Source organism: Salinirubellus salinus, assembly GCF_025231485.1.
GTDB classification, from domain to species: domain Archaea; phylum Halobacteriota; class Halobacteria; order Halobacteriales; family Haloarculaceae; genus Salinirubellus; species Salinirubellus salinus.
Genome location: NZ_CP104003.1, coordinates 3,905,948 through 3,926,341 on the forward strand (window position 1 = coordinate 3,905,948; position 20,394 = coordinate 3,926,341).

The 20,394-nt window shown below is 69.9% G+C and carries 15 protein-coding genes; 8 read left to right on the top strand and 7 right to left on the bottom strand.

What is annotated here, in order from left to right; genetic code table 11:
• Positions 1-148 precede the first annotated feature (148 nt).
• The gene (locus tag N0B31_RS20330; protein WP_260593474.1) at positions 149-1,810 is read left to right on the top strand and encodes an acetate--CoA ligase; all 1,662 of its coding nucleotides are present in this window, start codon (positions 149-151) and stop codon (positions 1,808-1,810) included.
• Here the strand turns inward: N0B31_RS20330 and N0B31_RS20335 are convergent, their stop codons facing one another.
• Entirely contained in the window at positions 1,811-3,001 is a 1,191-nt protein-coding gene (locus N0B31_RS20335; protein ID WP_260593475.1) for a CaiB/BaiF CoA transferase family protein, read from the bottom strand.
• A 112-nt stretch (positions 3,002-3,113) separates the two neighbouring features.
• Here N0B31_RS20335 and N0B31_RS20340 point away from each other — a divergent pair, with 112 nt between their 5' ends.
• The 3 genes from N0B31_RS20340 to N0B31_RS20350 all read left to right on the top strand — a co-directional run bounded on the left by N0B31_RS20340 (position 3,114) and on the right by N0B31_RS20350 (position 7,063).
• The gene (locus N0B31_RS20340; RefSeq protein ID WP_260593476.1) at positions 3,114-4,682 is read left to right on the top strand and encodes a class I adenylate-forming enzyme family protein; all 1,569 of its coding nucleotides are present in this window, start codon (positions 3,114-3,116) and stop codon (positions 4,680-4,682) included.
• 61 nt (positions 4,683-4,743) lie between these two features.
• On the top strand, positions 4,744-5,559 hold the full coding sequence (locus N0B31_RS20345; protein ID WP_260593477.1) for an enoyl-CoA hydratase-related protein: 816 nt from the start codon (positions 4,744-4,746) through the stop codon (positions 5,557-5,559).
• Positions 5,560-5,605: 46 nt separating this feature from the next.
• Positions 5,606-7,063: an amidase gene (locus N0B31_RS20350; protein ID WP_260593478.1), complete on the top strand. Its 1,458-nt coding sequence runs from the start codon at positions 5,606-5,608 to the stop codon at positions 7,061-7,063.
• Between the two features lie 4 nt (positions 7,064-7,067).
• On the opposite strand, the gene N0B31_RS20355 is transcribed toward N0B31_RS20350, so the two are convergent.
• Positions 7,068-7,814 carry a maleate cis-trans isomerase family protein gene (locus N0B31_RS20355; RefSeq protein ID WP_260593479.1) on the bottom strand — a complete coding sequence of 249 codons (747 nt, stop codon included), beginning with the start codon at positions 7,812-7,814 and terminating at the stop codon, positions 7,068-7,070.
• 121 nt (positions 7,815-7,935) lie between these two features.
• Between N0B31_RS20355 and N0B31_RS20360 the strand changes: the two genes are divergently transcribed.
• On the top strand, positions 7,936-9,300 hold the full coding sequence (locus tag N0B31_RS20360) for a M28 family peptidase (RefSeq protein ID WP_260593480.1): 1,365 nt from the start codon (positions 7,936-7,938) through the stop codon (positions 9,298-9,300).
• A 70-nt stretch (positions 9,301-9,370) separates the two neighbouring features.
• Complete coding sequence (locus N0B31_RS20365; RefSeq protein ID WP_260593481.1) at positions 9,371-10,615, top strand: MFS transporter; 1,245 nt, start codon at positions 9,371-9,373, stop codon at positions 10,613-10,615.
• 8 nt (positions 10,616-10,623) lie between these two features.
• Here the strand turns inward: N0B31_RS20365 and N0B31_RS20370 are convergent, their stop codons facing one another.
• Genes N0B31_RS20370 through N0B31_RS20380 form a run of 3 tightly spaced genes read right to left on the bottom strand, consistent with a single transcriptional unit; the run spans position 10,624 to position 15,476 of the window.
• The gene (locus N0B31_RS20370) at positions 10,624-11,973 is read right to left on the bottom strand and encodes a dihydroorotase (protein ID WP_260593482.1); all 1,350 of its coding nucleotides are present in this window, start codon (positions 11,971-11,973) and stop codon (positions 10,624-10,626) included.
• A 46-nt stretch (positions 11,974-12,019) separates the two neighbouring features.
• Positions 12,020-13,636, bottom strand: a complete 1,617-nt coding sequence (locus tag N0B31_RS20375) for a gamma-glutamyltransferase family protein (protein ID WP_260593483.1) — start codon at positions 13,634-13,636, stop codon at positions 12,020-12,022.
• Between the two features lie 31 nt (positions 13,637-13,667).
• Positions 13,668-15,476 carry a M28 family metallopeptidase gene (locus N0B31_RS20380; protein WP_260593484.1) on the bottom strand — a complete coding sequence of 603 codons (1,809 nt, stop codon included), beginning with the start codon at positions 15,474-15,476 and terminating at the stop codon, positions 13,668-13,670.
• Between the two features lie 116 nt (positions 15,477-15,592).
• Here N0B31_RS20380 and N0B31_RS20385 point away from each other — a divergent pair, with 116 nt between their 5' ends.
• Complete coding sequence (locus N0B31_RS20385; protein ID WP_260593485.1) at positions 15,593-17,107, top strand: amidase; 1,515 nt, start codon at positions 15,593-15,595, stop codon at positions 17,105-17,107.
• Position 17,108: 1 nt separating this feature from the next.
• On the opposite strand, the gene N0B31_RS20390 is transcribed toward N0B31_RS20385, so the two are convergent.
• Both N0B31_RS20390 and N0B31_RS20395 read right to left on the bottom strand, forming a co-directional pair.
• Positions 17,109-18,533 carry an FAD-dependent oxidoreductase gene (locus N0B31_RS20390; RefSeq protein ID WP_260593486.1) on the bottom strand — a complete coding sequence of 475 codons (1,425 nt, stop codon included), beginning with the start codon at positions 18,531-18,533 and terminating at the stop codon, positions 17,109-17,111.
• A 106-nt stretch (positions 18,534-18,639) separates the two neighbouring features.
• A complete protein-coding gene (locus N0B31_RS20395) occupies positions 18,640-19,491 on the bottom strand; it encodes an NAD-dependent epimerase/dehydratase family protein (protein ID WP_260593487.1) in 852 nt (283 codons plus the stop codon).
• 148 nt (positions 19,492-19,639) lie between these two features.
• Between N0B31_RS20395 and N0B31_RS20400 the strand changes: the two genes are divergently transcribed.
• A complete protein-coding gene (locus N0B31_RS20400; protein ID WP_260593488.1) occupies positions 19,640-20,392 on the top strand; it encodes an MBL fold metallo-hydrolase in 753 nt (250 codons plus the stop codon).
• Positions 20,393-20,394: the final 2 nt, after the last annotated feature.

Below are 20,394 nucleotides of genomic sequence, written 5' to 3' on the forward strand. Positions count from 1 at the left end.
AAAGATTTAGAACGGTGATTGATAACTCTTTGCGCCGCAGCCACGCCGGTCGCTCGTGGTCGGCCGTTCGACACGGGATGCCGTTCCCGGCATCCTGGAGGCCCCCCTCGTCGACACAGGTAAGTCGCGAACGTACAATCTGCACCGTATGGCCGATACCCCGCCGATCGAGAGCTTCGATTTCGCGGCGACGGAGTGGGAGAGCTACGAACAGTTCGAAGCCGAGTTCGAGTGGGCCGTCCCGGAGCCGTTCAACACGGCGACGGCCGTCTGTGACCACTGGGCGTCCGATTCCGACCGGGTCGCGTTGTTCTACGAGACGCCGGCGGGCGACGCCCAGACGGTCACCTACCGTGAGCTCCAGGCCGACTCGAACCGCCTCGCCAACTACCTGCAGGGCCGGGGCGTGACACGCGGCGACCGCGTCGCCGTGACCGGCGCGCAGAAGCCGGCCGTGCTGAGCGCGCTCGTCGCCACCTGGAAGCTCGGGGCCATCGCGGTCCCGATGAGCCGGCTGCTGGGGACCGAGGGATTGGCCCACCGGCTGGAGCACTCGGAAGCAGTCGTCTTCGTCGTCGACGAGGGGAACGTGGACGCGTATCGCGCGCTCCCGGACGAGGTGACCGCGGACGTCGCGCCACTGACCGTCGACGTGGCGGACCCGCGCGGCACGGAGACCGACCTGCTGGACGCCATCACCGGGGAGCCGGCGGTGTTCGAGCCGGCCGCAACGCACCCGGAGGACGTCGCCACCATCCAGTACACCAGCGGGACGACCGGCGACCCGAAGGGCGTCGCGCTCGCCCACCGGGTGGTTCTGGGTCAACTCCCCGCCTACTTCTTCACGCACCGGAACACCGTCATCACCCCCGACGAGGTCGTGTGGGTCATCGCCGAGTGGTCGTGGATCGGACTCTACGCGCACATACTCCCGAGCCTCTTCTACGGGATTCCCGTCGTCGCCCACCCCCGTGAGCGGTTCGACCCCCGACGGGTGTTCGAGCTCATCGAGAAGTACGGCGTGACGTACTGCCGGATGACCCCGACCGCGGTGCGGATGATGATGCAGTTCGACGACGCCGAGTCGTACGACTGCAGCAGCATCCGACAGCTCGGTATCGGCGGCGAGAAGTCCAGCCAGGACGTGGCGGCGTGGGTCGACGAGGTGTTCGACGGCCCGGTCGTCAACTCGGCCTACGGGCAGACCGAGACGCTACTCGTGACCGGCGAGTGCGCGGCGCTCGGCAAGACCCGCGAGGGGAGCAACGGGGTCCCGGTCCCGTGTCGGACCGTCGCGGTGCTGGACCCCGAGACGCTGGAGGAACGCCCCTCCGGCGAACTCGGAGAACTCGCCGTCTACTACGAGGGCGACGTGGCGAGCTTCAGCCGCTACTGGAACGACCCCGAGGCCACCGCCGAGAAGGTCCGTGACGGCTGGCTGCTGACGGGTGACCTCGCGACGCAGGACACCGACGGCTTCGTCTGGTTCCACAGTCGGAAGGACGACGTCATCATCTGTTCGGGCTACCGTATCGGCCCCACCGAGATCGAGGACTGTCTCGCCGCGCACCCGGCGGTCGCCGACGCGGGCGTCGTCGGTGTCCCTGACGAGACGCGCGGCGAGATTCCCAAGGCGTTCGTCGTCCTCGCCGCGGGCGAGACGCCGTCGGACGCGCTCCGTGAGACCCTCCAGACGCACGTGAAGGACACCCTCGCGAAGTACGAGTACCCGCGGGAGCTCGTGTTCATCGAGGACCTCCCGAAGACGACGAACGGAAAACTGAAACGGTCGCGGTTGCGCGACCTGTGATCAGGTACCGACGATCCCCGACTCCCGCAGTTCGGTGAGTCTCTCCTCGGAGTAGCCCGCGACCTCGACGAGCACGTCGGCAGTATCGGCGCCGAGCTCGGGTGAGGGCTCGACCGTCGGCCGGTCGCTAGCCGAGAACTGCATCGGCAGCCCGGGCACCGGAATCTCCGAGCGCCCTGCCCCACGGTTCGGCACCGGGTTCAGCATCCCGCGGTGGGCCAACTGCGGGTCGGTGAGCACCTCCTCGAGGTCCTGCACGGGTGCACAGGCCACGCCGCCAGCGTGGATCCGCTCGACCGCTTCGGCCTTCGTCTGCCCGTCGAGCCACGCCTCGATGGCCGCGTCGATCTCGTCGTTGTGCTCCGTCCGCTGCTCGAGGGTGGCGAACCGTCCCTCCTCGAGCCAGTCGGAGCGACCGATGAGCTCGGCGAGCTTGCGCCACTGCGGGTCGGTCGTCGCGGCGATAGCCACGTAGCCGTCGTCGACCGCGTAGACGTTGTAGGGTGCCGCCAGCCCGGAGTGACGGTTGCCCGTACGTGCCGGCACGTCGATGTTCGCGAGCGTCCGTGCCAGTTTGGGTATCAGCATCGGATACGTCGTGTCGAACATCGCGACGTCGACGTACTGTCCCTCGCCGGTCCGCTCCCACTGGAACAGCGCGCTGACGACGGCGGTGGCGAGGTGGATGCCGCCGAGGAAGTCACAGATCGACGGTCCTGCCTTCACCGGTGGCCCGTCGGCGAACCCCGTGGAGTGGATGATGCCGCTCATCGCCTGGATGGTGAGGTCCATCGCGGGGTAGTCGCGATACGGGCCGTCGTCGCCGAACCCGGAGCCGTGGCCGTAGACCAGCTCCGGGTTGACGGCGCTGAGGTCCTCGTAGCCGACGCCGAGACTCTCCATCGTTCCAGAGGAGAAGTTCTCGACGAGCGCGTGGGAGTTCCGCACGAGGTCCTTCAGCACCTCGGCCCCGGCGTCGGACTTGAGGTCGACGACGATACCACGTTTGTTGGCGTTCAGGAACTGCTCGGCGATGGACTCGTCCTGCCCCCGCCGGAGCGTCTCGCCACCGGGGGGTTCGACCTTGATGACCTCGGCGCCGAGGTGTGCGAGGACGAGTCCGCAGTACGGCCCCTGGTAGATATGTCCCAGGTCGATGACTCTGATACCGTCGAGCGGCTGATTCGACATTGCTGGTCTCGAATCGGGGTACTCGTACGTAAAGATGCCGCGGGGGGCGCGACGGCCACCGTGGCTAGCGGAACGCTGAAATACGCGACCGACGGACGTGATACCAACACTCATGGCAGAGCTAGTTCCTCCGCTCTCGGAGTCGCTGGAGCGGAACGCGAGGTGGTTGTCAGAGAAGACGGCGATACGGCAGGTGGACGCCGACCGGTCGCTGACCTACGGCGAACTCGACGAGCGAGCGAGCGCGTTGGCGGCCGCGCTCGGCGACCGCGGGCTCAGGCGCGGCGACCGCGTGGTGTTCGCCCTGTTCAACACGCTCGAACTCCCGGTCACGCTCTACGGCTGTCACAAGCGTGGGCTCGTCCCGGTCGCGGTGAACTGTGGGCTCTCCGCCGGTGACTTCGCGTACATCTTCGACGAGATACGTCCGGCTGCGGTCGTCTACGACGAGGCACTGACGGAGACGGTCGAGCGTGCCGTCGAGGGGCTCACACGCCCGCCACACCGGGTCGTCGTCGGGGGAACGGGAGCGGACGCCACGCCGTTCGACCGACTCCTCGATGAAGAGGCGTCGGCCCCGGTAGAGCCGGTCGCCGTCCCGCCGGACGACGTCGCGTACATGTTCTACACCAGTGGGACGACCGGGAACCCGAAGGCCGTCGCTCACTCGACGGCGAGCGGCCGGGAGCGCACCCACACCGGTATCACCTCCGGGCGGATGCACCGCGAGACGGTCTGTCTCTCGCTGCTCCCGCTGTTCCACGGTGGTGGGCTCGATTCGGCGCTCCGGGCCTCGGTCACGGTGGGCGGGACGCTGGTCGTCGGCCGCGACGTCGACGTCGACGACGCGCTCGACGCCATCGAGCGGTACGGGGTGACAGACGTGCGGAGCGTGCCGACGCTGACCGGGCGGTTCGTCCGCCACGAGGACATCGACGAGCGCGACCTCTCGACCGTCGAGTCGTGGCGACTCACCGGCGGGGTGTTGACAGAGCGCGCCGCGAGGACGTACACGGAGACGCTCACACCGAACCTGTTCAACGCGTACGGCTCCTCGGAGTCGGGGACGAACGCTATCCTCCAGCCAGAGGACCTCCCCGAACACGCCGGGTCGGTGGGGAAGCCGACGCTCGGCGACGAGATTCGGGTCATCGAGTACGACCCCGACCGGACGGTCGGCCCCGACGAGACGGTGCCCGACGGGACGCGCGGCGAGGTCGTCGTCCACACGGCCCAACTGTTCCGCAGCTACTACGAGAACGAGGCCGAATCCGCCGCTCGTGTGCGGGACGGCTGGTACTACACGCACGACATGGGTGTCGTCGACGACGGCTATCTCACCATCGTCGGCCGGTGTGACAACCACGTCCTGAGCGGCGGCGAACTCGTCTCGGCGGCCGAAGTCGAGTCGGTGCTCGAGTCCCACGACGGAGTCTCGGCGGCCGTCGTCGTCGGCACGCCCGACGAGGAGTGGGGCGAGCGCGTCACGGCGTTCGTGGCCACGGACGGCTCGGTCACCGAGGCCGACCTCGAGGCGTTCTGTCGCCATACCGACCGCCTCGCGAACTACAAGCGGCCGCGGACGTACCACCTCGTCCCCGACGTTCGGCTGACGGACACCGGGAAGAAGGCACGAGGCCACTACGAGGCTGTCGCACGCGGTGACGCTCCCGAGGCGTGAGTCGGGAACCGGCACGGCCACCGCGGTAAACGATTAAGAGCGACAGCCGCCATGGTATGACATGGTAGAGTACAGCGCGATAGACGTCTCCGTCGAGGACGACGTCGGGACGCTCACCTTCGACCGCCCGGAGAAGAAGAACGCGATGAACCCCCGTCTGCTCGAGGAGATGGGCGACGCACTCGGTGACCTCCGCGACGAGGTGCACGTGCTGGTCGTCACGGGCGCCGGCGACGCGTTCAACGCGGGGATGGACTTCGACGAGTACTTCGAGGCGGCTCGTGCGGCCGGGCCGCTCGCTGTTCGAGAGGCCAACCGGCTCCACAAGCGGGCTCTCGTCCGTCTCTACGAGTTCCCGGCCCCGACCGTCGCCAAGGTCAACGGCTGGGCGCTCGGCGGCGGGTACATGGCGATGTCGCTGTGTGACCTCGCGATCGGCAGCGAGGACGCGAAACTCGGGCTCTCGGAGATCAACTTCGGTATCGCGGCGGGCGGCGGAACGATGTGGTCGGTCGCCCACACGATGAACCGTCGCGACGCGCTCTACTACACGATGACCGGCGAGCCGTTCACCTGTGCCGAGGCCGTCGAGATGGGCGTCATCAACGAGGCAGTGCCCGCGTCCGAGCTCGACGGGCGAGTCGACGGACTCGTCGACCGGCTGCGACAGAAAGATCGGTTCGCGCTGGAGTACACTCGCCACTACTACGACAAGGTCGTCGAGATGGACTTCCCAGAGGCGCACGACTACGAACTCGCGAAGGGAGAGGAGATGAAGTACCTCCAGGGATACGAGTTCCTCGACCGTGGCGTCAGCGGCTTCACGCAGGACCGTTACCGCCCCGGTGCTGGGGAGGATTATCCCGACGACGAGTAGGCGGCGCCCGAACAGTGAAGCCGTCTCCCGGAGAGACTCGACCACGATGCCGACCGGACTAGAGGCTGCCGTCGACCGCTACGCGCGGCACCTCGGCTACTCGCTCTCCGACGCCCGGGTCGTGGCGTTCGCCGAGACACTCGCCGAGTACGACGAACGACTCGAGGAACTGGACGCGCTCGTCGACCTGCCGGAGCCCCCCGAGCGCGAGCACTGGTCCCCCGACGCCGAGACCGACCCGAACGGCGCGTTCCTGACGCGGTGTGACGTCGGTGGCGGCGACGGCCCACTCGCGGAGGTGACCGTCGCGGTCAAGGACAACATCGCGGTCGCGGGGATACCCACGACCGTCGGTTCGCCCGCGATGGAGGGGTTCGTCCCGCGCACGGACGCCACGGTCGTCGAACGACTGCTCGATGCGGGTGCCCGCATCGTCGGCAAGGCGAACCTCGACGAGTTCGCCCACGGCCGGCACGTGGACTCGATGCCGTTTCGACGGGCGAAGAACCCACGCGACCCGGCGTACCAGCCGGGGAGCTCTTCGACCGGGAGTGGCGTCGCCGTCGCCGACGGGCTCGCCGACCTCGCGCTCGGCACCGACAACGGTGGGTCGGTCCGGTATCCGGCGGCGTGGTGCGGTGTCGTCGGCGTGAAACCGACCCGAGGGCTCGTCCCGCACCACGGGTTCGTCCGCGGATCGAAGACCTGTGACACGATCGGCGTGCTGGCTCGCACGACGGGCGACGTCGCCCGTGGGCTCCAGACGATCGCGGGCGAAGACCCTCGCGACGACACGACCCACGGCGCAGTCGTCGGGGACTACGTGGCGGCCGTCGAGCGTGGCCGGACGAGCCCTCCGGACGACCTCGTCGTCGGCCTCCCCGAGCAGTTCTTCGGCGAGGCGCCGGCGCTCAACGAGGTCGCGCGGGGCGCACTCGACCGGCTGGCCGACGCCGGTGCGGAGCTGCGGCCAGTCTCGGCCGACGGGGTGGAGCACGCCCGGCTGGCGTACGGGGTGTTGACCCGGGCGGAGTTCGGCACGTACGTGCGGACTGGTGCGACCGACCCCGGCCGGGTCGCGCTCCCCGACCCGGACCTCGCGGCGACACTCCGCGACCGGCTCACGAGAGACACCAGCGCGTTCCCGGACCGGGTGCTGCTCGCGACGTTGTACGCCGAACACCTGACCCAGGCGTACGGTGACCGACCGTACGCGCTCGCCCACCACCTCCGACAGCGAGTCACCGACGGACTGGACGCCGCGCTCGCCGAGGTGGACGTGCTCGCGTCGACGACCCTGACGGCGTCGCCGCCGCGACACGACGAACCCATCCCGGAAGCCGGCGGGAACACGATGCCGGCGAACGTCGGCGGGCACCCGGCCGTCAGTGTGCCCTGTGGCGAACACGACGGGTTCCCGGTCGGGTTGCAGTTCCTCGGGGGCTGGTTCGACGAGGCGACCGTCCTCCGGGCGGCCGCGCACGCCGAGACCGTCCTCGGGTAGCCCGTCACCGGTCGAACAGCGTCCCGAGGCCGACCTCGGAGTAGTCGACCTCGAGCGTCCGCAGCGCGTCCCAGAGCGTCGCCTGGTTGCTCGTCACCACCGGCTTCCCGAGGTCGGCCTCGACGTACTCGATCGCGTCGGTCACGTGGTAGTTGGTGCAGCTGAGGAAGACGCCGTCCGCGTCCGAGAGGTCCATCGCCGCGAGCTGTCGGTAGGCCTGCTCCGGGAGCTGTGCCCCGTGGCTGCGCCGGTCGAGGTCCGACCCCGCGATGTCGATGCCGAGGCCGTCCGTGGTCGTGACCTCGAAGCCGACGCCCTCGAAGAACCGCTCGGCCCGCGTGTTCAGCTCCTCGACGTACGGTGTAGCGATGGCGACGGATTCGAGTTCGAGGGCCTCCATCGCTCGCCGGACCGCGGCGGCCGTCGTCACGGTCGGCACCCCCGAGATGGCCTCCAGTTCGGCCTCCAGTTCGGCGTCGTGGCCCGCGCCGTCCATGAAACTGCCCGAGGTACAGCCGTACGCGATGACGTCGACGTCGGCCGTCGCGAGCGACCTCGCACACCGGTCCGCGTCCGCGGTCATCTTCTCCAGTTCGTCGAGGTCGTCGCTCTCGCGGTGGGCCTCCTGGTCGAGGTACATCCGTGAGACGTGGACCGAGACGCCCTCGGGGAGGTGTCGGTAGAAGTCAGGTTCGTTGACGGTGTTCGTGGACGGGACGATCAGCCCGATCCGGCCTCGCCAGCCATACATGGCCGAGAGTTGTGGTTCTTCCACTTATACTCTCGCCCGACGACGCCGACCGCGACCCGCTGACGGCGCCGTGGCCAGCTCCCGCCCGAACGGTTAACTGCTCTCCCAGACGTGTGAGGACATGGCGACACTCCCCCTCGCGACCATCGGGGACGCGTACGCGAGTACCTACCTCTGGGACTGCTTCCGGGGGCTCACCGACATCGGAAGCCGGATGGCGGGCCACGAGGGGGAAGCAGCGGGGGTAGGCGTGCTCGAAGCCGCGTTCGCCGACGGCGGCCAGCGTGCCGTCACGGTCACTCCGTTCGACGTGCCGGGGTGGTGGCGTGACTCCTCGCGACTCACGCTCGTGGGAGATTCGACACGGACGTTCGACGCCGCTCACCAGCTCCTCGCGCTTCCCGGCTCGCCCCCCGGCGAGGTCACTGCCCGGCTCGTCGACGTGGGATACGGGACGCCGGACGAGGTCACGGCCACGGACGTGGATGGCGCGATCGTCCTCGCGTCGAGCCGCAACCCCCCGACGATGGCGCGGCCGTGCAACCGGACCGAGAAGTACGCGTGGGCGGTCGACGCGGGGGCTCGCGGGTTCCTCTACTGCAACGACGCACTCGCGGGGGGGATACCGGCGACGGGCAGCGTCCGGTTCGGGAGCGAGATGCCGGGCCCGGTTCCAGCGGTCGGGGTGAGCCGCGAACTCGGCGAGCGGCTCCGCCGACACGCCGCCGACGACGGTAGCGTGCGGCTGCTGGTCGACTGTCGTACCGAGCCGGCCGTGAGCCGGAACGTCGAGGGAGTCGTCGGCCCGGCGTCCGGTCCGGAGATCGTCGTGACGGCCCACACCGACGGGCACGACGTCGGTGAGGGGGCCCGTGACAACGCCGCCGGCGCCGCGCTCCTCGCCGAGGCAGGCCGTCTCCTCGCGAGCGAGGACATCGAGCTGGCCACCCGGATCCGTTTCCTCTCGACCGGCGCCGAGGAACTGGGGCTGCTCGGCTCGCGGGCGTGGGTCGAGACGAACGGCACGGCCGACGTCGCGGCCCACGTCAACGTCGACGTCGTCGGGTTCAGCCGCACGATGCGCGCCGAGGGGCCGGCTGCTGTCGCGGAGGCGTTTCGGGCTGCGGCCGCCGAACTCGGCGTTCCGAGGGACCCCGTCGGGACGGCGGACCCGTACGGCGGCGTCTGGCCGTTCTGGTACAGCGACCAGTGGCACTTCGCCACCCGGGGCGTACCCTCCGTCACCTGCCGGTCCGTGGCCGACGCCGGCCGCACTGCACTCGGCTGGGGACACACGCACGCCGACACCGCCGACAAAATCGACCGACGCGACCTCCGTGACCTCGCCATCCACCTCGCGACCGGGCTCGTGCGTCTCGCCGAGCGGGCCGACGGGCTGGACCCGATTCCGGGCTGCGCGGTCCGGGCGCGGATCCCGGACGCCACCGCCGAGTACCTCCGGCTGGACGGGCGATGGCCGTGGTAGCCGCCCACGCTCACGTGGCCCCCGACCGAACGCTTAAGCCCGATGCCGGGGAGCAGACAGCCTGAGACACGTGGTATCGCTCTCCTCGCTGTTCGGTGACGACGCGGACGTCCTCCACAGTCGCAACTTCCAGGTCCTCATCCTGGCGAACGCGATGGGACCGACCGGGTTGGCGCTCGTCTCGCCGCTGCTCCACACGCTCATCGGCCCGTTCGAGACGACGCCGGCGAACATCGGGCTGCTGATGTCGGCGTTCACCGCGCCCGGTATCGTCATGATACCGCTGGCAGGACTGCTGTCCGACCGCTACGGGCGTAAACCGACGATCATCGCGGGGTTGTTGATAATGGGGGGCGCGGGTGGCGCCATCGCCCTCACGACCGAGTTCCACGTGGTCCTCGGGCTGCGGCTCCTCCAGGGCATCGGGAGCGCCGCCGTCGTCCCCATCGTCATCTCCAGCATCGGCGACCTCTACGAGGGAACACAGGAGGCGACCGCACAGGGGTTCCGCTTCACGAGTTCGGGTCTCGCCCAGCTGTCGATCCCGCCCGCGGCCGGCGTCCTCGTCGGGGTGGCCTGGCAGTTCCCGTTCCTGCTGTACCTGTTCGCCATCCCGGCCGCCGTTGGGACCTACCTCTGGTTCGAGGAGCCGACACCTCGCGCGGCGGCGGCCACGGCGGCCGAGTCGACGGTCGACAGTGACCGCCCCTCGCTTCGCGGGCTGCTCGGCTCCCGCCGCGTCCAGGCGATGCTGCTCGTTCGCGGGCTCCCGGGTGTCCTCTGGGTGGGCTTCCTCACGTACAACTCCATCATCGTCGTGGAGTTCATCGGCGGGACACCGTCGGAGGCGGGGGTGCTCGCGGCGGTCGCCAGCCTCTCGTTCGCCGTCGCCGCCACGCAGGCCGGCCGCGTCACCGCGCTGTTCGACAGCCGCTTCTACCCGCTCGTCGCAGCGAACGTCGCACTCGGTGGCGGCTACGCGGTCGTCGTGCTCGCCGGCTCGTTACCGGTCGCGCTCGCGGGCATCGCCGTCTCGGGAAGCGGCTTCGGCCTCATCCTCTCCATCTACCGGAGCATCATCACCGGGCTCCCGCCCGCGGCGCTACGCGGCGGGCTGGTCAGCCTGAGCGAGGCGTTCGGCCGGCTGACCATCACCGCCGCTCCCATCGTGATGGGAGCGCTCGTCGCGGCGCTGACCCCCGACCTCGGCTTCCAGGGTGCGGTTCAGGCGGTCGGGCTGGCCACGGCTGTCGTGGTCGGTGGCGGGAGCGTCCTCGGGCTGGGTATCGCGAGGGCTGCTCCACCCGTCGAGTAGGCCAGGCGTCACGCCGTCCAGTCGGGGCGCTCGCGCGGGACGAACCTCCCGTGGCCTTGCGTGCCGACGATCTCGCCGTCGTCGGCCACGAGCTCGCCGCGGACGAACGTCTGTTTCACCCGACCGGTCACCTCCCGCCCCTCGTAGATGCTGTAGTCGGCCGCCGATGCGTTGTCGGCAGCCGCGATGGTGTACGTCTCGTTCGGGTCGAACACGACGATATCCGCGTCGGTCCCCGGGTCGAGCGTCCCCTTCCCCGGGAGGCCGAAGGTGCGCGCCGGGTTCGTACTCGTGAGGCGGACGAGAGACGGGTAGGAGAACCCGCGTTCGTCGACGGCCTCGTCGTGGAACACGGGCAACGAGGTCTGCAGCGAGTTCGCGCCGTTGTGGCTCTCCCACCAGGTCGGCCCGACCTTCGTCTCACGGGTGTACACCGTGTGGTCGCTGGAGACGACCGAGAGCGTCCCGTCGGCCAGCGCCTCGAACAGCGCGTCCACGTCGTCGGGCTGGCGGAGCGGCGGGGCCACCTGGGCGAGCGCGCCGAGGTGCTCGTGAGCGCTCGAGTCGAGGACGGTGTAGTGCGTGCAGGTCTCCCCGCGGACGAGGTCGGCCGGGTATCGCGCGAGCGCCGCGGCCGCCGCCCGAGACGAGGTGTGGAGCCCGTAGTACTGGACGCCGTGTTCGACGGCGAGGCGGGCGACCGAGTCCGCCGCCATCGCCTCCGCGTAGTCGGGTCGCGAGTGGGGGTACCACACGGAATCGCCCCGCCCCTCGCGCGTCAGTCGTTCGGCGTGGGCCGCACACACCGACGGGTCTTCGGTGTGGCCGACGGCCACGCCCCTCGCGTCCGCCAGCCGCTCGAACAGTTCGTCCACGAAGCCGTACGACAGGTCCAGCCCGTACGAGGAGACGGTGAACAGCTTGAACGAGGTGACACCGTCGTCGCACAGCCGGTCGAGGTCGTCGAACACGGCGGGGTCCTCGCGCGTGATGCCCGCGTGGAGCCCGTAGTCGACGAGCGAGTCGGCGAGGAACGACCGTCCCTCGCGGACGGCCTCGTGGAGCGACCCGTCTCGTTGCCACGCGAACGAGACGACCGTCGTGACGCCGCCGAGCGCCGCGGCCCTGCTCCCTTCGTCGGCCGTCTCGATGGAGGCCAGTCCATCGATGTGGACGTGGGGGTCGACGACCCCCGGCAGGACGAGCCGGTCCGTCGCGTCCACGTACCGACTCGCCGTCGTGAACTCGCCCCCGGTCCCGATCGCGGCGATGACGCCGTCGGCGATGGCGAGGTCGGCTTCGAGGGTCCCGCTCGGTGTCACCAGCGTCCCGCCGGTGATGACGGTGTCGAAGGACATACCGGAGCGACGCCGGCGGGGGGCTAAAGTGTATCCAGCCGTCCGGTCAGTAGCCGACGACGTGGCCGTCGCGCCGTGGGTCGGTTCCGCCCACGAGTCCCTCGTCCGTCCGGTAGACGATCTGACCGCTGCCCCAGTCGCGGCCCCGCTCGTGGAAGTACGTCTCCTCGTCCACGACATCGTGCCCGCGGTCCCGGAGCGCCGCGACGGTCTCGGGCGGCAGCCGCGCCGTCTCCACCGCGACCTCGTCCGTCGAGAGGATGCGGAACCGGGGCAGGTCCAGTGCAGCCTGTGGGTTGTATCCCGCGTCGAGCATCGCGGTGAGCAACTGGACCTGGGCCTGGGGCTGCATCGCGCCGCCGCAGACGCCGAAGGTCGCGCGGAACGCCCCGTCCTCACGGAGCATCGCCGGGACGATGGTGTGGAACGGCCGCTTGCCAGGTTCGAGGCAGTTGGCGTGGTCGGGGTCGAGGCTGAACCCGCTCGCACGGTTCTGCAGTGCCGCCCCACCGACCACGAGGCCGCTCCCGAAGCCGTAGAAGAGGCTGTTGATGAGCGAGACGGCGTTGCCGTCGGCGTCGACGACGGCGACGTAGACCGTGTCGCCCCACCCGGCGGCACGAGGGCCGTAGGCCCCTGCTCGCGGCCCGATCTCGTTCGCACGCTCGGCCGCGTACGCCTTCGAGAGCATCGGCTCGAGCGGTATCTCGGTCGAACGGGGGTCGGTGAGATACGCGTCCCCGTCGGCGAACGCGAGTTTCAGCGCCTCGATGAGCGTGTGGAGTCGGTCGGGGTCCGCCACGTCCGACGGGAGGTCGACCGACTCGACGACGTTGAGCGCCTCGAGTGCGACGGCTCCCTGTCCGTTCGGCGGGTGTTCGAGCACGTCGATGCCACGATAGGTCGTCCCGATAGGGTCGGTCCACTCGCCGCGGTGGGCTTCGAGGTCTGAAAGCGTCAGGAGGCCGCCGTCGGCGCGGACGGTCTCGACGACCTCGCGTCCGAGCTGGCCGCCGTACAGACGGTCGACTCCCTCCTCGGCGATGGCCGCGTACGTCTCGGCGAGCGGCGGGTTCCGGTGGTGGGCGCCCGGGCCGAGTGGTTCACCGTCCCGGAGGTAGCACTCGGAGTGCGGGAAGCCGCCGACGAGTTCGGTGAGGTGTCGCCACCGTCGAGCGACGCTCTCGGTGACGACGACGCCGGAGCGCGCGTACTCGATGGTGGGCGCCAGCGCCCGTGCGAGGGAGTGCGTCCCGTAGCGGTCGAGGAGTCGCTGCCAGGCGTCGAGCGCCCCCGGAACCGTCACCGAGAGGCCGCCGCGACGTGGCACCGACGGGGTGGTCTCGTCCTCGGCGTCGGGCAGTCGCTGGCGGTAGCGCTCGACCGTCGCTGCCGCTGGCGCGCCACCACTGCCGTTGAGCGCTTCGTACCGACCGTCGAACTGGGTCAGCGCGAACGCGTCGCCCCCGATGCCGGTGTTGTGGGGTTCGACGAGGCTCAGCATGGCCGCGGTCGCGACGGCCGCGTCGGCCGCAGTGCCCCCGTCCCGAAGCACGTCGTACCCGACCGTCGCCGCCAGCGGGTGGCTGGTGGCGACCATCCCGGTCGGCGCCATCACCGCCGACCGACGTGAGGTGTACGTCCAGGGGTACGCGAACGTCATGGCTGGCAGTCCGTGCCGGACACGGGGTGCATCACACCACCCTCTCCAGTTCACGCCGCGCCTGTCGGAGTTCGTGGACCACGGCGTTCTCCGCCCGCTTCAGCCGGGTCAACTTGATGCGGTAGTCGTCGCCGCGCAGGTCGTCGAGCACGGTGACCGCGTGGAGCCTGGGGTACGGCGGGATGGTCTCCGGGGGGTCCTGCTCGAACCGGCCGCGCCGCGCGTAGTCGAGGGGAACGAGCCGCCGGGCGAGCGCCGTCATCGCTGCGACGCCGGTGCTATCGGCGACGCGCCCGCCGTCGAGCGCCTCGTAGAACCGGTCGACCGTCGCCGCCAGCGCGTCCAGTTCGGCGCGAACCGAAGACAGGTCGTAGTGGTCGCCAGCGCGCGCGTCGTACCCGTCGACGACCGCTCTGTGTCGCTCGACCGTCGCACGGTAGTCGAGCGGCAGTCGCTCCCCGGTCAGGAGCCGCGCGACGACGAGCAGATAGACCCTGATGTCGCGCGTCAGGACGTCCGGGTCGGCCTTCTCGAGGGTGTCTGCCGTCCGGTGCCAGGCCTCGGCGTTCCCCCCGCAGCCGCCGACGTAGTTGTACCCACGGGCCTCGCGCACCGCCTCGGGGATGCCAGACGACAGCGCCATCAGCCCGGTGACGCCGAGGTTGGAGAAGGAGTAGTCTCCGGCCTGTGGCGCCCGCTTGCCCGTCGAGGACTTCCCCGCGACGTCCTCGATGGCCCCGCTGCAGAGGTCGGCGGCCTCGGCCATCCAGTAGGTGGAGTTGAACTCCGTCGCGTCCTTCGCGCCGGCGCTGTCGAACACGACGTGTGCGACGCAGTCGTCGAACAGGTCGGCGGCGAACCGGTCGACGAACCACGTGCTCCCACCGTAGCGGCCCCCCTCGTGTCCCGGCCAGAACGCGACCTTCAGGTCGCGACGGAGGTGGTCGCGGTGGTCGTTCAACACCCGCGCCACCTCGACGATGCCGGCGTTGCCGGTCGCGTTGTCGGTCACGCCGTAGTACCACGAGTCGAGGTGGCCGTGGAGCAACACGAACTCGTCGCCCTGTGGGTCCGTCGCCGTGACCGTGCCGACGACGAGGGGACACTCGAACCATCCCTCGTCGAGCTCGGCCGTCACCGTCAACTCCGTCCCGTCGTCGAGGCGCTCGGCCAGCCCGTCTCCGACGCGTCGCGAGACCGCGACCACGACGAGCGAAGAGCGACCGGGTTCTCCGGCCTGTGGAACCCCGCCCCAGGCCGGTGCGGCCGTCAGGCTGTGGGGTTCGTCGGGTGCCGGGTGGACCAGGACGAGCCCTGCGGCGTTCCGGGCCTCCATCGCCCGGATGAACTCGTTGGCGTCGTGGCCTGCGGTGACTCCCTCGGCTACCACGACCGTCCCCGCGAGGTCACCGTCGAGCGGGGTGCCCGCGAGGCGGTCGTCGAGGTCGTCTCCCGCCGGGACGGTCTCGTGGACCGCGGGGCCGGCCACGGTCGTCGACCGGGAGAACGCGAACGCCTTCACGGCGGGCGGCTCCGTCTCGAACTCGGCCTCGGTTCCCGACGCCTCCCAGTCACCGACCCCGACCGCTGCCGCCCGTGGCACGCTCAACCGGAGTTCGGGTTCGTATCGCTCGTACGGGATGCCGTACTCGTCGAAGCGCTCGGCGATGTAGTCAGCAGCCGCGCGCTCGTCCGCGGAGGGGGAGACACGCCGGAGCGTCGAGAACCGTTCCAGCATGGCCCACGGCTTCTCCCGCGAGACGGCGTCGTACAGCGTTCGCTCGAATCCGGTGACGCCGGGCTCCTCGCGGTCGTACAGCTGGTACTCGTCTGCTGCCATGGTCCGCCCGTCGTAGTGTGAGGAGTTAGCGTTTGCCACTACTCGGGTGCCCCACTCGGAACGGGTCGGTGTCACGGGGGTATCGATTTATGCCAGTGACTGCCACAGTATCCGGCATGTCCACCCCACGGGAACTCCGGCCACCGACGGCCGACGAGCTCCACGCGGCGGCGGCCGTTCACCACCTCGATCTCTCGGCCGACGAGGTCGAGACGTTCTCCGAGTTCGTCGCCGACACCGTCGAGACGTACGCGGCGATCGACCGCCTCCGGCCATCCGACCGGGGGGCGTCGCCGGAGCGCGAGTACCGGCGCCCGACGCCGGACGAGGACCCGCTCAACGCCTTCGTCTCCGTCTGTGAGGTGCAGGGGGCGGACGACGGGCCGCTCGCCGGCTACTCGGTCGGGCTGAAGGACAACGTCGCCCTCGCGGGCGTCGAGATGACGTGCGGGGCCAGTCTGTTCGAGGGGTACGTCCCGTCGACAGACGCGACGGTGGTCGAGCGACTGCTCGACGCCGGCGCGACGGTCGCCGGCAAACTCAACATGGAGGCGATGGCGTTCGGTGGCAGCGGTGGACTCTCCGACTTCGGCCCGGTGCGGAACCCTCACGACCCGGCGTACCTCAGTGGCGGGTCGTCGAGCGGCTGTGCCGCAGCGGTCGTCTCGGGCGCGGTCGACGTCGCCATCGGCACCGACGCCGGCGGGTCGATACGGCGGCCGGCGGCGTGGTGTGGCTGTGTCGGCCTCAAGCCGACCTTCGGGCTCGTCCCCTACACAGGTATCGTCGGGCAGGCGTACACCGTCGACCACGCGGGGCCGATGGCGCGGACGGTCCGCGACTGCGCGCTGGTGCTCGACGTCGTCGCCGGGGCGGACGGCCGCGACCCGCGACAGTGCGCGGTCGAGGTCGGCGCGTACGCCGCCGCGGTCGAGACCGCGACGCCCGATGACGTGACCGTCGCCGTCGTCGAGGAGGGGTTCGGCCAGAACTCGGACGGGGTGGCCGTCGACGCCGCGATCCGCGACTCGCTGGCCGGGTTCGCGGCGGCCGGTGCGACCGTCGGTGACTGCTCGGTCCCACTCCACGAGGACGCCGGGGCCATCTGGACGGCCATCAACCTGGAGGAGATGACGGCGATGGTTCGCGCCGAAGGCGTCGGCCACTTCGTCACCGGGTCGTTCGACGCCGAGTACGCCGCGGCGTTCGCCGAGGCGCGTCGTGGACGGGCCGACGAGTTCCCCCCGACGCTCAAACTCACGCTCGTGACGGGACAGTACCTCGCCGACGCCTACCGCGGCCAGTACTACGTGGCGGGGAAGAACCTCCGACGGCGGCTCGTCGACGCGTACGACACTGCACTCGCGGACGCCGACGTGCTCGCGATGCCGACCATCTCCGAACTGCCGTACCGGGTGCGTGAGGGGCTCTCCGACGCCGAACAGATCGACCGCGCGCTGGGCCTCCTCCAGAACCGCGCCCCGTTCAACGCGAGCGGCCACCCCGTCGTCTCCGTTCCCGCAGGGGCCGTCGACGGGTTCCCCGTGGGTGTGAGCTTCGTCGGGCGTCGGGGCGACGACGAGACGGTACTCCGTGTCGCCGCCGCCTTCGAGCGGACCGTCGAGTCGTGAGCTACCGTTCGACCGCCGTTCGCGCTTGCACCCCTGCGATGTGGCCCAGTCCGAACGCGGCCATCAGGCCGTTGCCGGGGAGATAGCCGGACGGCCCGGTCCCACTCAGGCCCATCGCGGAGCCCCCGGCGGCGTACAGCCCCTCGACCGCAGACCCGTCGGCGCGGAGGACTCGTGCCTCCGTGTCGACGACCAGCCCACCCTGCGTCTGCATCAGCACCGCTTTGGTCTTGGTACCGTAGAACGGCGCCTCGAGGGTGTGTCGGTACTCCGCTCGGCCGACGGCGTCCGGCTCGCCCGTCGCGATGGCCTCGTTGTACGCGTCGACCGACCGGCGTGCGCCTTCGGGGTCACAGCCCAGTTCCGCGGCCAGCTCCTCGACGGTGTCGGCTCTGGTGTACGCACCGAGCGCGACGGCCTCGTCGAAGTCGCCGAAGCCGGCGGCCTCGGTCTTCTCGTAGATGCGCTCGTCGAAGAGCTCGTACGTCGCGTCCTGTTCGACCACGTGGACGGAGAAGTCGGCCGGGCCGAGCCCCTCGTTGCCGAACCGCTCGCCGTCGCCGTTCACGATGATACCACCGTAGAGGACGATGGCGTACGGCGAGACGGCGCCCACCTCCGCGAGCGTCGCGTGCGCCTGATAGGAGTCCATACAGCCGAGTTCGCCGCCGAGTTCGGCACCGAACCGGATGCCGTCGCCCGTGTTCCCCTCCGCGCCGTAGTGGGGGGCGTCCTTGATGGCACCGCACCACTCGTCGAGCATCCGCTTGTTCGCGCCGAAGCCGTCCGTCGCGAGCACGACAGCGTCGCTCCTGATGGCCTCCTCGCTCTCGCCCGCGACGACACCGACGACCGCACCGTCCTCGGCGACGAGTTTTCGAACCGGCGTGTTCGTCAGCAGCTCGACGTTCGGGACCGCCTCCACCCGCTCGAGGAGTTCCGCCACGACGTTCGACCCGTGTTGCCCCTCGACTGAGTGCATCCGTGCCTCGGACTGACTCGGGTACTTGAAATCCTCGACGTAGATACAGGGGACGTCCCAGTCGTCCATGAGCCAGTGGACGACCCGTGGCATCTCCTCGGCGAGACGTCTGACGACGGCCTCGTCGGCCTCGTAGTCACAGCCTTCGAGGACGTCGGTCGCGAGGGCCTCGGGTGCGTCGTCGACCCCCGCGGCCTCTTGGAGCCGCGTTCCGGCCGCGGGGATGAGCCCCGTCGACAGTCTCGTGTTCCCGCCGGCCTCGGGTTCTTTCTCCAGTACCGTCACCGTGAGGTCGGTCGCTTGTGAAGCCGCGAGAGCGGCGGTGAGTCCTGCCCCACCGCCTCCCGCGACGACGACGTCGGTCTCGACGTCCCACGACACCTCCGAGACGTCACACACCTCCGAGGCTCCGTCTTGCACCGTCCCCTGGTGGAACTCGTCCATGCGTGTAGTTCACACTGGTCGTGTAATATTCCTTAGCATCGGTCCGTCGGCCGTCACGTCACCGTGTCGACCGGTCGACCGCGAGGAACCGGTCGCTGGCTCTCCGTCAGCCCCTCGATTCGGGCGGTGCCGTCCACTCGCCCCCGTCGTCACGTGGTTCGTACCCGATGGTCTCGCGGGCGTACGCCAGGTCGTCGAGCCAGCGACGGTCGTTCGCGCTGACGCCGTAGAAGTGGTCCCAGTCGACGGTGTCGTCCCGAAGGCAGCACTCGACCAGATGCGCGAGGTCGCGCCGGGATTGCCAGAGCGCCTTCATCCGTGCGACCTGTTCGGCGTACGCCGAACTGTCCCGTTCCCACCGTCCCGCCTCCCACCCTCGTTCGGCGTCGCCGTAGGGGTGGTCGAACCGGGACGAACGAACCGCACCGATTCTGAGCGCGTAGAACCGGATTCCGTGTGCTTCCGCCGCGAGACGGCCGAGGTCCTCCCCGTACGCTTTCGACAGTCCGTAGCGGGAGTCCGGTCGGTGCGGTTCGTCGTGTCCGGCGACGACGTCGGTGCCGTGATACACCGCTGGTGCGTTCTGCACCTCGACCATCCCGACCACGTGGTTCGAGGACGCGAACAGCAGCGAGTCGACCCCGGCGTCGACCGCCGCCTGGTAGACGTTGTTGATCCCGCGGAGGTTCGACTGGAGACTGTCGGACCAGCCGAGTCCCCGGTCGTCACCCCGGAACGCGTCGTCGGCCTCACGAATCAGCGCGAGGTGGACGACCGCATCCTGCCCCTCGAAGTACGGCCGGATCGCCTCGTACTCGCGTACGTCGGCCTCGACCGTCTCCCCGGGCCCGTCGTGTGCCACGACGTCGAGGAGCGTGAAATCGTACTGATCAGCCGAGAGGTGGTCCGTTATCGCCGTTCCGACACGGCCGGCTGCACCCGTGACGAGTACGTCCATAGCGTTCCGACCGATGGGCGGACGAGGGCTTAGCTGTACCCGCTCTGTGTCCCCACAGCCTCCCGTGGAGCGCCGGCGGAGTCTCTCGGTCGGCGCACCGGCGCACCGACGGGGCAACAGTTATCGAGGCCTCCCCGAATCACCGAACATGGACCTGACCTGGTACGGCCACGGCACGTGGCACGTCGAGCTCGGCGGACGGACGTTCCTCGTCGACCCGTACTTCGACCCCGCGTACACGGATGCGGTTCCGGCGGACCTCGACCCCGACTACGTGCTCCTGACCCACGCACACCGGACCCGACGACACGACCTCGACGCGTTCTCCGAGGCGACGGTCGTCGCCAACACGGAGCTCGTCAACTTCCTGCCGACGGCACACGACCTGGGTCCGTTGCACCCGCTGAACCTCGGCGGTATCCTCGATGCCGACGGCGCGTACGTCCTGATGGTCGGCGCCGAACACGCGCACGGACTGCGGCGGAGTTCGTACCTCGCGCCCGACCTCGCGTACGAGCCCAACGAGATCAACGTCGGCCCCGCAGTGGGCTACGTCTTCACCGACACCGAACCCACGCACACGCGCCCGGTGGACGCGTCGACGTTCTACTACACCGGCGAGACGCAACTGCGCTCGGAGATGCGCGACGTCGTGGGGGCCTACCTCCGCCCCGACGTGGTGGCGACGCCCATCGCGGAGGTGCCGGGGATGGAAGGCCGGTCGACGATGGGGCCCTGGCAGGCAGCCATCGCCGTCGACTGGCTCGCCCCGGCGGTGGTGCTCCCGATGGTCGCGCCGTCCGAAGACGCCTCACGAGCGCGGTTCGAAGCAGAGCTGGCCGCGCTGGGCTGTGACTCGGCGTCGGTGTTCCTCGCGCCGGGCGAGACGTTCAGCGCGTGACC

Coding starts and splice junctions, on each gene's coding strand:
- N0B31_RS20330 (WP_260593474.1), top strand. CDS start 149: ATGGCCGATACCCCGCCGATCGAGAGCTTCGATTTCGCGGCGACGGAG.
- N0B31_RS20335 (WP_260593475.1), bottom strand. CDS start 3,001: ATGTCGAATCAGCCGCTCGACGGTATCAGAGTCATCGACCTGGGACAT.
- N0B31_RS20340 (WP_260593476.1), top strand. CDS start 3,114: ATGGCAGAGCTAGTTCCTCCGCTCTCGGAGTCGCTGGAGCGGAACGCG.
- N0B31_RS20345 (WP_260593477.1), top strand. CDS start 4,744: ATGGTAGAGTACAGCGCGATAGACGTCTCCGTCGAGGACGACGTCGGG.
- N0B31_RS20350 (WP_260593478.1), top strand. CDS start 5,606: ATGCCGACCGGACTAGAGGCTGCCGTCGACCGCTACGCGCGGCACCTC.
- N0B31_RS20355 (WP_260593479.1), bottom strand. CDS start 7,814: ATGTATGGCTGGCGAGGCCGGATCGGGCTGATCGTCCCGTCCACGAAC.
- N0B31_RS20360 (WP_260593480.1), top strand. CDS start 7,936: ATGGCGACACTCCCCCTCGCGACCATCGGGGACGCGTACGCGAGTACC.
- N0B31_RS20370 (WP_260593482.1), bottom strand. CDS start 11,973: ATGTCCTTCGACACCGTCATCACCGGCGGGACGCTGGTGACACCGAGC.
- N0B31_RS20375 (WP_260593483.1), bottom strand. CDS start 13,636: ATGACGTTCGCGTACCCCTGGACGTACACCTCACGTCGGTCGGCGGTG.
- N0B31_RS20380 (WP_260593484.1), bottom strand. CDS start 15,476: ATGGCAGCAGACGAGTACCAGCTGTACGACCGCGAGGAGCCCGGCGTC.
- N0B31_RS20385 (WP_260593485.1), top strand. CDS start 15,593: ATGTCCACCCCACGGGAACTCCGGCCACCGACGGCCGACGAGCTCCAC.
- N0B31_RS20390 (WP_260593486.1), bottom strand. CDS start 18,533: ATGGACGAGTTCCACCAGGGGACGGTGCAAGACGGAGCCTCGGAGGTG.
- N0B31_RS20395 (WP_260593487.1), bottom strand. CDS start 19,491: ATGGACGTACTCGTCACGGGTGCAGCCGGCCGTGTCGGAACGGCGATA.
- N0B31_RS20400 (WP_260593488.1), top strand. CDS start 19,640: ATGGACCTGACCTGGTACGGCCACGGCACGTGGCACGTCGAGCTCGGC.